Here is a 12662-nt window from a genome sequence, read left to right as displayed (position 1 = left end):
TTTCAGGTCAATGCAGCAGCGACGGTTCCCGGTGTTCGGCAACGAAGCCGACCGCACGCTCGACCACGCCCTTGTCGGCGAGAATGCGGCGATGGCCGAGCCCGTCGGCCCAGTAAAGCCGCACATGGTCGCCGGCGCCGGCATAGAGCCTTGCATGGTCGGCGGACACTTCGCGGTCGTCCGGCGCATGGATGACCAGCGTCGGCACCGGCGTGCGCGCAAGCTGGCGGTCGCCGACGAATTCGCGAAGCGGCCGGCCGGCGATGCGTTCGACCCGGTCGGCCATGGCGGCCTGCGAGCGCGGGCCGACACTGAGCATGCGGCTGAAATCATTGAAGATCGCCGGCAGGGAACTCGGCGCCGCGATCAGCACCAGCCGCTCGGCCGCCAGCGGCGGGATATTCTTGACCGAACCGACGACGGCATTGGCGGCGACAGCACCGCCGAAGGAATGGCCGACGATCGCCACGAACGGGCCGAACCATTCGCCGGCGAGCCATGCGGCTTCGACTGCGCTGACCAGCGTGAGCCGGCGGCCCTGCGATTGGCCGTGGCCCGGCAGGTCGAGCGAAACCACCTTGTAGCCGGCGTCACGATAGCCTTCGATCAGCGTGCGCATATATTCGGTGCGCGAACGCCAGCCATGGATGACGAGCACCGTGCCGGCGGCCACCCTGCCCGGCTCCGGCCTGAATTCATGCACCATGACGCAGCCGTTTTTGGTCTTCAGCCGATGATGGCGGGCCTGGGCCATGAAGCCGGCGGCGCGATCGACGGCGCGTCGCTCGCCCTCGCTGAGAATCTTGGCGTTCGGCGTGCGGCAGAACAGTTCGAACGCCGCGCGCCCGGTAAGGCGGGGAGCCACATGTTCGGCAGCAGCAAACACGCCCCGGATGACCTTCAATCCAAATGATGCCATAGTGGCGATCCATCCATTCGTTCAAGCATGAACATAATAGTTCAAACATGAACATTAAACAAGAGCTACCCTGGGACAACCCGCGTTTTCGCAACTGGGTCGCGGTGGCGCGCGCCTGCCACGTGCTGGAGCGCACGCTGGCGGTGAAGCTCGCGCCGCTGGGCCTGAAGCCGGCGCAGCTCGACGTGCTGATGAACCTTTACCGCCATCCCGGCATGTCGCAGCACGATCTCGCCCGCCGGCTGCTGGTCGGCCGCTCCAACATCACCATGCTTTTGCCGCAACTCGAAACACGAGGCCTGTTGCGCCGCGAAGGCGATCAGAAGGACAAGCGGGTGTTGCGGCTGACTTTGACCGAGGCCGGCACGGAACTGCTGATGCAGGCGCTGAAGATTCATATGGCGCTGATCGAGAAGGCGATGAGCCAATCGACGCCGGAGCAATGCGACATGATCGGCGAGCAGATGCGCAAGATTGCCGACGTGCTCAAGGAAGCGTGACCGGAGCATCGGACCCAAAAGTGGAAACCGGTTTTGGGGTTCGCGGAGCGTTCCGTTCACCACATCGACTTTTTCGCGCGCTCCGGCCATTCCCAGTCATAGGCCTCACCGTCGATGCCTTTCCGGCTGGTGATTTCCAGGATTTTTCCAGGTGTCGGCAGCGACTTCGGGTCGACATGCCTCGCCGGGTTCCAGAGTTCCGACCGGTGGACGGCGCGAGCGCACTGGAAATAGACCGAATCGACATCGATGACTGTTACTGAGCGAGCCGGCTTGCCGTCGACGCTGAACGAGGCGCAGAGCGCGGCATCCATGGTGATATGGGCGCGGCCGTTGACCCGCAGCGTCGTGCCGGAACCGGGTACCAGGAACAAAAGGCCGACGCGCGGATCGTGAAGGATGTTCCGGAGCGAATCGGCGCGGTTGTTGCCGCGCCTGTCCGGCATCATCAGGGTTTTCGGATCATGGATGCGCACGAAGCCTGCGAGATCGCCGCGCGGCGAGCAATCCAGCCCTTCCGGCCCGCTGGTCGCGAGCGCGGCAAAGGGCGAGGCCTCGATGAAGGCGGCGTATTCCGGAATCACATGGTCGAGTTCCTTGACCAGCGAGGTCTCGCCGGGCAGGCCATAAAGGGCTTCGAGCTGTTCGACCGTGGTGATGATGGACATGCTTTCGTCTCCGAATATCCGCCGCCGCTACTCCATGTCCGTGACGCTTTGACGACACGTGGCGCCATCTTTTCGACCGTCAGGAAACGGGTGTCGAACCAACGATATTAAGGGCAAGCCGCGTTGACCACACGATACTGAACGCGGAGAACCGAAATGGATAAACCACTCGATCGACGACGCACCGCCATGGAACTTCTTGAAACCATGTTCGAGGTTGAAATGCGCTTCCTGCAATCAGGGCCGGAGAGCCTCGATATGCTTGCCGGCGCGTTTCACACCGAAGTTGTCGTGCACGAACCGCGATCCCTGCCCTATGCTGGTGACTGGAATGGTCTCGACGGCGTTGGCGCCCTTTTCCGCAAGATGCGGGAAATCTGGAGCGATGTGACAGTGGAGGGCCTTCAAGCCGCGCAAAATGATGACATGGTGTTCATGAGTTGTACGCTGTCGCTGACATCGCGGGCCAGTGGTGCAACCGTTAAACAGCCATTTGCCGAAGTCTTGCGCTTTAGGGATGACCGGCTGATCGAAGGCACGCCGTTCTATCACGACACCAGCGAGATACTGGCGGTCCTGCGTTGACCAGAGCGTCCCGAAGGAACCATTCAACGATCGCGGCTTAACCCCTTCTCTTCCAACTCGGCGAGATAAGCGGCCCAGCGTGCGTCCTTCTCATGACCCAGCGTATGCAGGTAATTCCAGGTGAATATGCCGGTATCGTGGAAATCGTCGAAGGTGATGCGGACGGCATAGTTGCCGATCGGTTCGATCTTCAGGATCGCAACGTTGCGCTTGCCGGGAACGGTCACGCGCTGTTCGGGCGAATGGCCCTGCACTTCGGCCGACGGCGACGCGACGCGCAGAAACTCCGCCGGCAGTTCGAACGGCTGATGGTCGGGGAACGTCACGGTAAGCAGCCTGCGATCCTTCGAGACCCTGAGTTCCTTCGGCGCCGTCATGGTGATAAGTTCCACATCATCTGCCTTTCCCTACGCCGCTTCGCGCAACGGGGAAAGGCTGCTTCGAAGCTTCCGACACAATCTGTCGGCGGCGCGATGTTACCAACGATCGAAACCTCTTATCTTGAATGACAGGTTGGATCGTATCACATAGCCATATATAACGATGCCGTTCGCAGCCACGGGAAACGCAGTCGCATGGACATGATCGATCCTTTTGGTCGCACGATCAGCTATTTGCGCGTGTCGGTCACCGACCGCTGCGATTTCCGCTGCACCTATTGCATGGCCGAAGACATGGCGTTCCTTCCCAAGAAGGATCTGCTGTCGCTCGAAGAGCTCGACCGGCTGTGCACGGTCTTCGTCGAAAAGGGTGTCAGGAAACTGCGCCTCACCGGCGGCGAGCCGCTGGTGCGCAAGAACATCATGCATCTGGTGCGCCGGATTGCGCGTCACCTCGAAAGTGGCGCTCTGGAAGAACTGACGCTGACCACCAACGGATCGCAGCTTTCGCGCTTTGCCGCTGAGCTTGCCGATTGCGGAGTCAAGCGCATCAACGTTTCGCTGGACACGCTGGATTCGGAAAAATTCCGCCAGATCACCCGTTGGGGTAATCTCGACAAGGTCATGGATGGCATCGACGCCGCCCAGGCAGCCGGGCTGAAGGTCAAGCTCAATGCGGTGGCGCTGAAGGATTTCAATGACGCCGAGCTGCCGGAGATGCTGCGCTGGGCGCACGGCCGCGGCATGGAGTTGACGGTCATCGAAACCATGCCGATGGGCGAGATCGATGCCGACCGTACCGACCAGTATCTGCCGCTGTCGCTGCTGCGCGCAGCACTTGAGCGGCAGTTCACGCTGACCGATATTCCTTACAAGACCGGCGGCCCGGCCCGCTACGTCCACGTCGCCGAGACCGGTGGCAGGCTTGGTTTCATCACGCCGATGACGCATAATTTCTGCGAGAGCTGCAACCGCGTCCGGCTGACCTGTACCGGCACACTCTATATGTGCCTCGGCCAGGAGGATGCCGCCGACCTGCGTGCACCGTTGCGTGCATCCGAAGGCAACGAGCTGGTCGCCGACGCCATCGACGAAGCCATTGGCCGCAAACCCAAGGGCCATGATTTCATCATCGACCGCCGCACCAACCGTCCATCGGTGTCGCGGCACATGAGCGTGACCGGCGGCTGATTTTTTCGTCGATTTAGTGCAAGATCGCCTCCAGTCATTGGCTGCGGGGTGATGGCATGAAGCATTTCTTCTCGATCTTGGCGTCTTTGGCGGCGATTGCGACGACCGGAGCAATTGCTGCGCCATTCACTTATACCAATGCGCGCTTTGGCACCGTCTGCACCTTTCCCGACGAGATTTTCACCGATCGTCTGCCAGAGCCGGAGAATGGTGACGGGCAGCAATGGCTCAGCGCGGACGGTGCCAGCCTGATCTGCTCCGGCATCTTCAACATCGATGATGACACCCCGAAAGGTTTTGTTGCCGCCGAGAGAGCCAGAGAAGGGCCAAGCTACAAGATCACCTACAGCAAGACCGGCAAGGACTGGGCGGTGCTGTCGGGACTCAAGGATGGAACCATCTTTTACGAGCGTCGTCTGTTCGGAAAGGACGGCATCATCCGCAGCGTCTGGATCAAATACCCGCCGGCCCTGAAATCGAAATACGACCCGTTGGTTGGCGTCATAGCGGGCAGCCTCAGGGGTCCGTGAGCAGTTCGGTCACACCTGGAAAAGTCTTGTCCGCAGCGGTTGCTGGATTTACCGGCTAAACGTTCAAGCCAAGCCTCCCGCTCCGGGGCGGTTCTTCGCCCGGTGGGGACACGACATGCGGTTCGCTACAACGGCCTGTGGACGATTGCCGGCAAGGAAGGCAACAGCACCGGGATGCTGACGCCGAACTAAGTCCGCCCTTGCGGCAGACATGGCGGGCAACGGCGAAGGGCCGTGGCCCAGTTCTTTCACGTTGCGGTTTCGTGACCGGCTGCTACAGGCTTGATGCAAAAGCACAACTGGTAACGTCCTTTGCTTCTTTCGCCAAATCTGCGCGGTGCGCTGTTTATGGTGGTGGCCATGATTGGTTTCACCCTAAACGACGCGATCACCAAATTCGCGTCGGAATCCATGAACATGGCGCAGGTCATGCTGATCCGCGGCGCCTTTGCTTCGCTCTTCGTCGGCCTGCTTGCCTGGCAACGCGGTGCGCTTGCCTTGCCCGGCTCGATGCTGCAGCCGATGGTTGCGGTGCGCGTCGCAGGCGAAGCCGGTGCTACGGTGTCGTTTCTGGTTGCTTTGGCGCATCTGCCGATCGCCAATGTCTCAGCCGTGCTGCAGGCGCTGCCGCTGGCGGTGACGATGGGCGCAGCACTTGTGTTCAATGAAGGCGTCGGCTGGCGGCGCTGGCTGGCCATCGCCATCGGTTTTGCCGGCGTGCTGATCATCGTGCGGCCAGGCTTCGAGGGTTTTAGTGTCTATTCGCTGCTGGCGCTCGCCTGCGTCGTCTGTTGTGCGGTGCGTGACCTTGCCACCAAGCGAATACCGCAAGCCATTCCGACATTGCTGGTGTCGACCGCCACAGCACTCGCCATGACGGTGCTGGGGGCGGCACTGCTTTCGCCAATGGGTGGATGGACACCGATGGCGGGAAAAAGCACGGCGCTGCTGGCACTGGCTGCAGTGCTCGTGGTCACCGGTTACCAGTTCATCATCATGGCGATGCGGGTGGGCGACATCTCGTTCATCGCGCCGTTCCGCTACACAGCCCTGCTCTGCTCGATCCTGCTTGGCCTCACCATCTTCGGCGACGTCCCCGACCTGCCGATGATACTCGGCGCCACCGTCATCGTCGGCTCCGGCCTCTACGCACTTTACCGCGAACGCATCGTCGGCCGGCGAAAGACAGCCGCCGAAAGCGCTGGACCTGATATGGCGCCGGACGGCATATAGACGAGCCCCGAGGGTTGCTGGAACCTGGCGATTTGGGGCCGGCGAAAAGACAGCGGACGATGAACCGAGACATTGCAGGGATTATTCTGGCCGGTGGCCAGTCGCGGCGAATGGGCGGTGGCGACAAAAGCCTGCTTGCGCTGGGAGGCCGCCGCGTGCTCGACCATGTCGTCGCGCGTCTTGCCCCGCAGGTCGGACCGCTGGCGCTGAGCGCCAACGGCGATCCGACACGCTTTGCCGGGTTCGGACTGCCGGTGCTTGCCGATACGGTCGAGGGTTACGCGGGACCGCTTGCCGGCATCCTGACCGGCCTCGAGTGGGCGTCCATGGCTTGCAGTGCGGTCGTCACTGTCGCCGGCGACACACCGTTCTTTCCCGAGGATGTGGTCGGGCGGCTGGCCGCGGTAGTCAAGGAACGTCCCGGCGCGATCGCAGTCGCCAGTTCGGGTGGCAAGCGGCATCCGACATTCGCGCTCTGGCCGCTTGGTCTGCACGACGCCTTGCGCCGTTTCCTAGTCGATGAAGACAATAGGCGGGTCTCCGCCTTCATCGAGCGGCACGGCTTTGTCGATGTCGAATTTCCGATGTGGAACTCCTGCGGGCACGAGATCGACCCTTTCTTCAACATCAACACGCCCGACGACCTTGCAGAAGCTGAACGTCTGCTGCAGAGCATGGAGCCATGATGAGACGCGTCTTCGGCATCACCGGCTGGAAGAATTCCGGCAAGACGACACTGACCGAAAAGCTGGTCGCCGAATTTGCCCGGCGTGGCTGGAAAGTCTCGACGGTGAAACATGCCCATCACGACTTCGACATCGACAAACCAGGCGCGGACAGCTTTCGCCATAGGCAGGCCGGGGCCACGGAAGTCGCGGTCGTGTCGGACAGGCGCTGGGCGCTGATGCACGAATTGCGCGACGAGGACGAGCCGACGCTGGATGCGATCCTGTCGCGGCTCGGCACCTGCGATATCGTGCTGGTCGAGGGTTACAAGCGCGAGGCGCACAGCAAGATCGAAACGCGACGGCTCGATGCCAAGGACCGGGCACCGCTTTCGGCAAATGATCCGCATATCGCCGCCATCGCAGCCGACTTCGCCATAGCGGGCGAAAGCCTGCCGGTCTTCGATCTCGACGACACGAAATCGATAGCCGACTTCATCGAGCGCGCGACAGGTTTGACGCGCTGAGGGCATGACCCGGAGGAGCATTCGGCTGCCCTCCTTTCCCGTTACTGTGCCTGCCCCAGCGTCATCACTATCCGGGAAAGCAAATCCAGGAAGCAACGGTTTTTGCAGTTGCTTTCTTCGGGGAAAGAGTGGGAGTATCGCGCCAGCGGGCGGTCAAAAGCACCGCCCACAGAGCCGTTTGGAACGACGGCCGGGACCATAAAGAGAGGATCATCATGCGTATTGCACTGCGTATAGCGCTCGCCGCATCGGCCGCGCTGCTGACGCTTGGCGTTGCCCAGGCTCAGGAAAAAACCCTCAGGATCGGCACGGAGGGAGCCTATCCGCCATTCAACAACCTGACCGCCGATGGCCAGCTCGAGGGCTTCGACATCGACATCGCCAAGGCGCTTTGCGACGAGATGAAGGTGAAGTGCACTTTCGTCGCGCAGGATTGGGATGGCATCATCCCGGCGCTTCAGGCCGGCAAGTTCGACGCCATCGTCGCCTCGATGTCCATCACGCCGGAGCGTGCCGAGAAGGTCGACTTCACCAACAAATACTACAACACGCCACCGGCGATCGTCGCGCCCAAGGACAGCGACATCAAAGGCGTGACCAAGGAGGACCTGGCCGGCAAGACGATCGGCGTGCAAGGTTCGACCACGCATTTCAACTATTCGACCGCAACCTACACCGACAGCACGATCAAGCCTTACCCGACCGCGCAGGAATACCAGCTCGATCTGGCCAATGGCCGCGTTGATGCGGTCAACGACGATATCACTGTTCTCGAAGGCTGGCTTGCTACACCGGAGGGCGCCTGCTGCAAGGTGATCGGTGCAATCAAGCCTGACATCAAGATCCATGGTCCGGGCGCCGGCATCGCCGTGCGTAAGGGCGAGACCGAGCTGGTCAACCAGTTCAATGCGGCGATCGATGCCATCCGCGCTAACGGAAAGTACAAGGAAATCAACGACAAGTACTTCAAGTTCGACGTTTACGGCGGCGAGTCCTGATCCTAATGGATCTGACAGCGAACGGCGGGATATTCCCGCCGTTCGCACAAGAAACGGCGCACGAGGGGTGACGCCGCGCTGCTCTCAAAAGAGCCCATAAAGGAGAACAGGCAGGCGGATGCAAAGCGTTTGGACGCTGCTCAGTTGGGGACCCGAAGGCTGGCTCGACGACATCGCCTACGGCGTTTTCATCACCGTCTCGCTTGCAGCCGCGACCCTGCCTGTCGGTCTGGTGATCGGCTTTCTGGTCGCACTTGCCAAGCAATCCGACGAGCCGTCGCTGCGGCTGGCCGGCAATATCTACACCACGATCTTTCGTGGATTGCCCGAGTTGCTGACCCTATTCATCATCTTTTACGGCGCGCAAATCGGCATCCAGCAAGTGATGCGCCTGTATAACCCGACCGCCGCGGTCGAAGTGAACGCTTTTGTTTCCGGCATGATCGCCCTCGGCGTCGTCTTCTCGTCCTACGCCAGCGAGGTCTTCCTCTCCGCGTTCCGCGCCATCCCGAAGGGACAGTACGAGGGCGGCTACTCGGTTGGCCTGTCGGGCTGGCAGACGATGCAGCTTGTAGTGCTACCGCAGCTTATCCGTATCGCGCTGCCGGGTCTTGCCAACCTGTGGCTCATCCTGCTCAAGGACACCGCCCTGGTATCCGCCATCGGTCTTACCGACATATTGCGGCAAGCGGGCGTGGCCGCCCGCGTGACCAAGCACGCCTTCCTGTTCTTCGGTGTCGCCGCTCTTATCTATCTGCTCCTCGCCATCATATCTTCCTTCGGCATCAACGCGATCGAACGTGCGGTCGGTCGCCAGCAGGTGCAGCGATGAGCGCTACTGCCACGGATGCCACCAAGGTCGACCGACCGCCGGCTCTGCCACGCGGCTGGCCCCGGCAACGCGTTCTCGGCTACGGGCTGGTCTGTCTATGGATCGTTTTTCTCACTGGGATTGCCGCCTACCTCGTTCTTGCCTGGAACGGCGAGCTTTTCAGGAAATACGCGCCCGGCTACGTGTCGGGACTTGGCGTCACTCTGCTGCTTGTCGCCATCTCGATCGTGCTTGGTGCGATCCTGTCGGTGCCGATCGCCTATGCGCGCATGTCGAAGAACCAGGTTCTTTCGGGCCTGGCCTATGCCTATGTCTATTTCTTCCGCGGCACGCCGTTGCTGGCCCAGACCTTCCTTGTCTATTACGGCGTCGGTTCTTTCCGATCGCAACTCGAGATGGTCGGCCTCTGGGGTTTTTTCCGCGAGGCGTTCAACTGTGCAATCTTCGCCTTCTCGCTCAACACTGCCGCCTATCAGGCCGAAATCCTGCGCGGCGCGATCCAGAGCGTACCCAGGGGCCAGTGGGAGGGTGCCGCCTCGCTCGGCCTGCACAAATTGCAGACGATGTGGAAGATCATCCTGCCGCAAGCACTGATCGTGGCGCTACGACCTTACGGCAACGAGATCATCCTGATGATTAAGGGCTCGGCGATCGTCGCCATCATCACCGTCTATGATTTGATGGGCATCACGAAGCTCACCTATTCGCGCACGTTCGACTTCCAGTCCTATGTCTGGGCGGCGATCATCTATCTGATCATTGTCGAAACGCTGCGCCATGCGGTCGAGTGGATCGAACGGCGCATCACGATCCATCTGCAACGCTGACTCCCATAGCCTTGCCTGATCCGCTAAGAAGGCCGCAAAGCTGGCTTCTAAGGGATTCGAAAACATGGCATCGGTGGCATTTCTCGGTCTTGGCGTCATGGGCTATCCAATGGCTGGACATCTCAGGAACAAGGGCGGCCACGACGTCACCGTCTTTAACCGCACCAAGGCAAAGGCCGAGCAATGGGTTGGCCAGCATGGCGGTAGCGCCGCCAAGACGCCGGCCGAAGCGGCCGACGGCAAGGACTTTGTCTTTTCCTGCGTCGGCAATGACGACGACCTGCGTGCGGTGACGATCGGGGCCGAGGGTGCCTTCCAGACGATGAAGAAGGGAGCCATCTTCATCGACAACACCACGGCCTCGGCCGAGGTGGCGCGCGAACTGGCTGAGAAGGCGCAAGTGCGCGGGTTTTCGTTCCTCGACGCACCGGTCTCCGGCGGTCAGGCTGGCGCCGAAAACGGCGTGCTGACGGTCATGGTCGGCGGCGAGCAAAAAGCCTTTGACGAGGCGAAGCCCGTCATCGATGCCTATGCTCGCATGGTCGGGCTGATGGGCCCGGCCGGTGCCGGCCAGCTCACCAAGATGATCAACCAGATTTGCATCGCCGGCCTCGTCCAAGGGCTGGCCGAAGGCATCCATTTCGGCAAGAAGGCCGGGCTGGACATCGAAAAGGTCATCGAGGTGATTTCCAAGGGTGCGGCCGGTTCTTGGCAGATGGAAAACCGCCACAAGACGATGAACGCCGGCAAATATGATTTTGGCTTCGCTGTCGACTGGATGCGCAAGGATCTCGGCATCTGCCTGGCGGAGGCCGACCGCAACAGCGCCAAGCTGCCTGTTACGGCACTGATCGACCAGTTTTACAAGGACGTTCAGGCAATGGGCGGCAAGCGCTGGGATACGTCTTCATTGCTGGCGCGATTGGAAAAATAGCTTTCGCCGTGGTCGAGCTTTCGCCTCAATCCAGCGCCGAGGAGATTGTCGCCCATCTGCGCTCGATCGGCTCGGAGGAAAATCGCCGCGGCATGCTGCGCTACGGCATCAAGATCGAACGTGCGCTCGGCATCCCGCATGGTGTGCAGCGGCAGATTGCCAAGAAAATCAAGCGCAACCATGAACGTGCCTTCGAGCTATGGCAGACAGGCGTCATGGAGGCACAGTTCATAGCTTCCGTCACGGCGGACCCGAAGCGGTTCTCTGCCGCGGATGCAAGACAATGGGCGGCGACTTTCGACTCTTGGGATATTGTCGACGGCGTCTCCGATCTCTTTGTTGACACCGATTCCTGGAGGGAACTGATAGGCGAGTTCGCGGCCGACGAACGGGAATTCGTTCGTCGCACGGCCTTTGCCATGATGGCCTGGTCAGTCGTCCATAGGAAGAAGGAACCAGAATCGACTTTCCTCGACTTCCTGTCGATCATTGAAGCGCATGCCACCGACGGCCGAAATTTTGTGAAGAAGGCGGTAAACTGGGCGCTTCGTTCGATCGGCAAGCGATCGATGAGTTTGCACGGCCCTGCCCTTGCCCTGGCACAGAAGCTGGCGGTCTCGACCGACAAGACGGCGCGCTGGATCGGCAAGGATGCTGCAAGGGAACTTTCCAATGCCAAGACGCTCGAGCGGCTCGCCAGGAAAGGCTAACGGGAGCCAAATCCGCTTTACGGACGTGACGCAATCGACGCGCGCCGATTTCGAGAACCTGTTCGAGCAGCCTGGCGCACCAAAATACTGCTGGTGCATGGCTTGGCGCCGTCTCGAAAACCGCGAGCATGCATCCAACGATGAGAGGAGACGGGCCGTGATGGCGCTCGTCGAAGCCGGCACGCCGGTCGGCATTCTCGCCCATGCCGAAGGCAAGGCCGTCGGCTGGTGCTCTGTGGCGCCACGCGAGACCTATCGCAAGCTGTCGCGGCAGCAGGACGATACCGAAGCGGGCATATGGTCGATCGTCTGCTTCTACGTGCCGAGGGCATCGCGCGGCGGCGGACTGGCAAGCGCCCTGCTCGACGCGGCCATCGATCACGCTTTCGCCAACGGCGCCAGGACGATCGAGGCCTACCCGGTCGACAAGGCTTCGCCCAGTTACAGGTTCATGGGATTTCGCGACATGTTCGTGGCCCGCGGATTCCACGAGATCGGCATGGCTGGCTTGCGCCGGCATGTGATGCGGCTCGAACGTTGACGCTGTCGGCGGCGGCAGCTTTACTCGATGTCGAATGGGAGCACAGGATGAGCAATCGTCTCAAATCGACAGCGGCGCTGGCGGCCGTGCTGATCTCCATCGTGGCGGACAACGCCTCCTCGGCCGAAACCGCGCGCATATTCTGGAAGGATCTGCGCCCGGCGACCCAGCCCGCTGCCGAAAGTGTCGGATTGCCGATGATCGCGGCAAAAATGCCTGATCGTGGCGAGACGCTGTCTCTCAATCTGCAGGACAAGACCGTCCAACTGGCAGGGTACGCGCTGCCGGTCGATCGCGAGGGCGATCTCGTCTACCAGTTCCTGCTGGTGCCGTGGACGGGTGCGTGCAGCCACATGCCGACGCCGCCGCCCAATCAGATCGTGCTGGTTACGCCCTCCCGCCCCCACAGGATGTCAGAGGCCTACCAGCCCGTTTCCGTGACCGGCGCATTGGAGCCGGGCATGGAGAAAAGTCAGCTCTTCCTCCTAGACGGCGCCAGTGTTATCCAGTCGGGCTACGCGGTGCGCAAGGCGGAGGTGGTGGACGTCGATGTGGTGCCGGACACCATCACGCAGCCGGCAAACTCGCCGTGGCGTTTTCTCAACAAAAAGAAGAACTAAGC

At 61.2% G+C, this 12662-nt stretch carries 17 protein-coding genes; 14 read left to right on the top strand and 3 right to left on the bottom strand.

What is annotated here, in order from left to right; all coding sequences use genetic code 11:
* Positions 1-7: 7 nt before the first annotated feature.
* Complete coding sequence (locus tag E5X88_RS29210; RefSeq protein ID WP_292167379.1) at positions 8-919, bottom strand: alpha/beta fold hydrolase; 912 nt, start codon at positions 917-919, stop codon at positions 8-10.
* A 47-nt stretch (positions 920-966) separates the two neighbouring features.
* On the opposite strand from E5X88_RS29210, the gene E5X88_RS29205 reads away from it, so the two are divergent.
* Complete coding sequence (locus E5X88_RS29205; RefSeq protein WP_292167377.1) at positions 967-1419, top strand: MarR family transcriptional regulator; 453 nt, start codon at positions 967-969, stop codon at positions 1417-1419.
* Between the two features lie 56 nt (positions 1420-1475).
* On the opposite strand, the gene E5X88_RS29200 is transcribed toward E5X88_RS29205, so the two are convergent.
* The gene (locus tag E5X88_RS29200; protein ID WP_292167375.1) at positions 1476-2087 is read right to left on the bottom strand and encodes a pyridoxamine 5'-phosphate oxidase family protein; all 612 of its coding nucleotides are present in this window, start codon (positions 2085-2087) and stop codon (positions 1476-1478) included.
* A gap of 156 nt (positions 2088-2243) precedes the next feature.
* On the opposite strand from E5X88_RS29200, the gene E5X88_RS29195 reads away from it, so the two are divergent.
* Positions 2244-2672: a nuclear transport factor 2 family protein gene (locus tag E5X88_RS29195; protein ID WP_292167373.1), complete on the top strand. Its 429-nt coding sequence runs from the start codon at positions 2244-2246 to the stop codon at positions 2670-2672.
* 23 nt (positions 2673-2695) lie between these two features.
* On the opposite strand, the gene E5X88_RS29190 is transcribed toward E5X88_RS29195, so the two are convergent.
* On the bottom strand, positions 2696-3055 hold the full coding sequence (locus tag E5X88_RS29190; protein ID WP_208760133.1) for a DUF971 domain-containing protein: 360 nt from the start codon (positions 3053-3055) through the stop codon (positions 2696-2698).
* Positions 3056-3247: 192 nt separating this feature from the next.
* Here E5X88_RS29190 and moaA point away from each other — a divergent pair, with 192 nt between their 5' ends.
* From moaA to E5X88_RS29130, 12 genes are all read left to right on the top strand, one after another.
* Positions 3248-4243 (top strand): GTP 3',8-cyclase MoaA, encoded by a 996-nt coding sequence (gene moaA, locus E5X88_RS29185; protein ID WP_292167371.1) that lies wholly within the window; start codon positions 3248-3250, stop codon positions 4241-4243.
* A 56-nt stretch (positions 4244-4299) separates the two neighbouring features.
* Complete coding sequence (locus E5X88_RS29180) at positions 4300-4773, top strand: Vmc-like lipoprotein signal peptide domain-containing protein (RefSeq protein ID WP_366664751.1); 474 nt, start codon at positions 4300-4302, stop codon at positions 4771-4773.
* A 312-nt stretch (positions 4774-5085) separates the two neighbouring features.
* The gene (locus tag E5X88_RS29175) at positions 5086-6006 is read left to right on the top strand and encodes a DMT family transporter (RefSeq protein WP_292167368.1); all 921 of its coding nucleotides are present in this window, start codon (positions 5086-5088) and stop codon (positions 6004-6006) included.
* Between the two features lie 59 nt (positions 6007-6065).
* Complete coding sequence (mobA, locus tag E5X88_RS29170; RefSeq protein ID WP_292167367.1) at positions 6066-6692, top strand: molybdenum cofactor guanylyltransferase MobA; 627 nt, start codon at positions 6066-6068, stop codon at positions 6690-6692.
* Positions 6689-7198: a molybdopterin-guanine dinucleotide biosynthesis protein B gene (gene mobB, locus E5X88_RS29165; protein WP_292167365.1), complete on the top strand. Its 510-nt coding sequence runs from the start codon at positions 6689-6691 to the stop codon at positions 7196-7198. Before mobA ends, mobB begins: the two co-directional genes overlap by 4 nt.
* 215 nt (positions 7199-7413) lie before the next feature.
* A complete protein-coding gene (locus tag E5X88_RS29160; protein ID WP_292167363.1) occupies positions 7414-8196 on the top strand; it encodes an ABC transporter substrate-binding protein in 783 nt (260 codons plus the stop codon).
* Between the two features lie 118 nt (positions 8197-8314).
* Positions 8315-9028, top strand: coding sequence for an ABC transporter permease (locus E5X88_RS29155; protein WP_292167361.1), 714 nt, complete (start codon positions 8315-8317; stop codon positions 9026-9028).
* Positions 9025-9855: an ABC transporter permease gene (locus E5X88_RS29150; protein WP_292167359.1), complete on the top strand. Its 831-nt coding sequence runs from the start codon at positions 9025-9027 to the stop codon at positions 9853-9855. Before E5X88_RS29155 ends, E5X88_RS29150 begins: the two co-directional genes overlap by 4 nt.
* 40 nt (positions 9856-9895) lie before the next feature.
* Positions 9896-10789 (top strand): NAD(P)-dependent oxidoreductase, encoded by an 894-nt coding sequence (locus E5X88_RS29145; protein ID WP_292167464.1) that lies wholly within the window; start codon positions 9896-9898, stop codon positions 10787-10789.
* Between the two features lie 8 nt (positions 10790-10797).
* Positions 10798-11499 carry a DNA alkylation repair protein gene (locus tag E5X88_RS29140; RefSeq protein ID WP_292167354.1) on the top strand — a complete coding sequence of 234 codons (702 nt, stop codon included), beginning with the start codon at positions 10798-10800 and terminating at the stop codon, positions 11497-11499.
* Positions 11500-11659: 160 nt separating this feature from the next.
* Positions 11660-12040, top strand: a complete 381-nt coding sequence (locus tag E5X88_RS29135; RefSeq protein ID WP_366664752.1) for a GNAT family N-acetyltransferase — start codon at positions 11660-11662, stop codon at positions 12038-12040.
* Positions 12037-12660: a DUF3299 domain-containing protein gene (locus E5X88_RS29130; protein WP_292167351.1), complete on the top strand. Its 624-nt coding sequence runs from the start codon at positions 12037-12039 to the stop codon at positions 12658-12660. The genes E5X88_RS29135 and E5X88_RS29130 overlap by 4 nt, the downstream gene beginning before the upstream one ends.
* Positions 12661-12662 lie beyond the last annotated feature (2 nt).

Origin of the sequence: Mesorhizobium sp., from assembly GCF_004962245.1 — a bacterium.
Lineage (GTDB): Bacteria > Pseudomonadota > Alphaproteobacteria > Rhizobiales > Rhizobiaceae > Mesorhizobium.
This window is presented reverse-complemented; position numbering and strand designations above follow the sequence as displayed.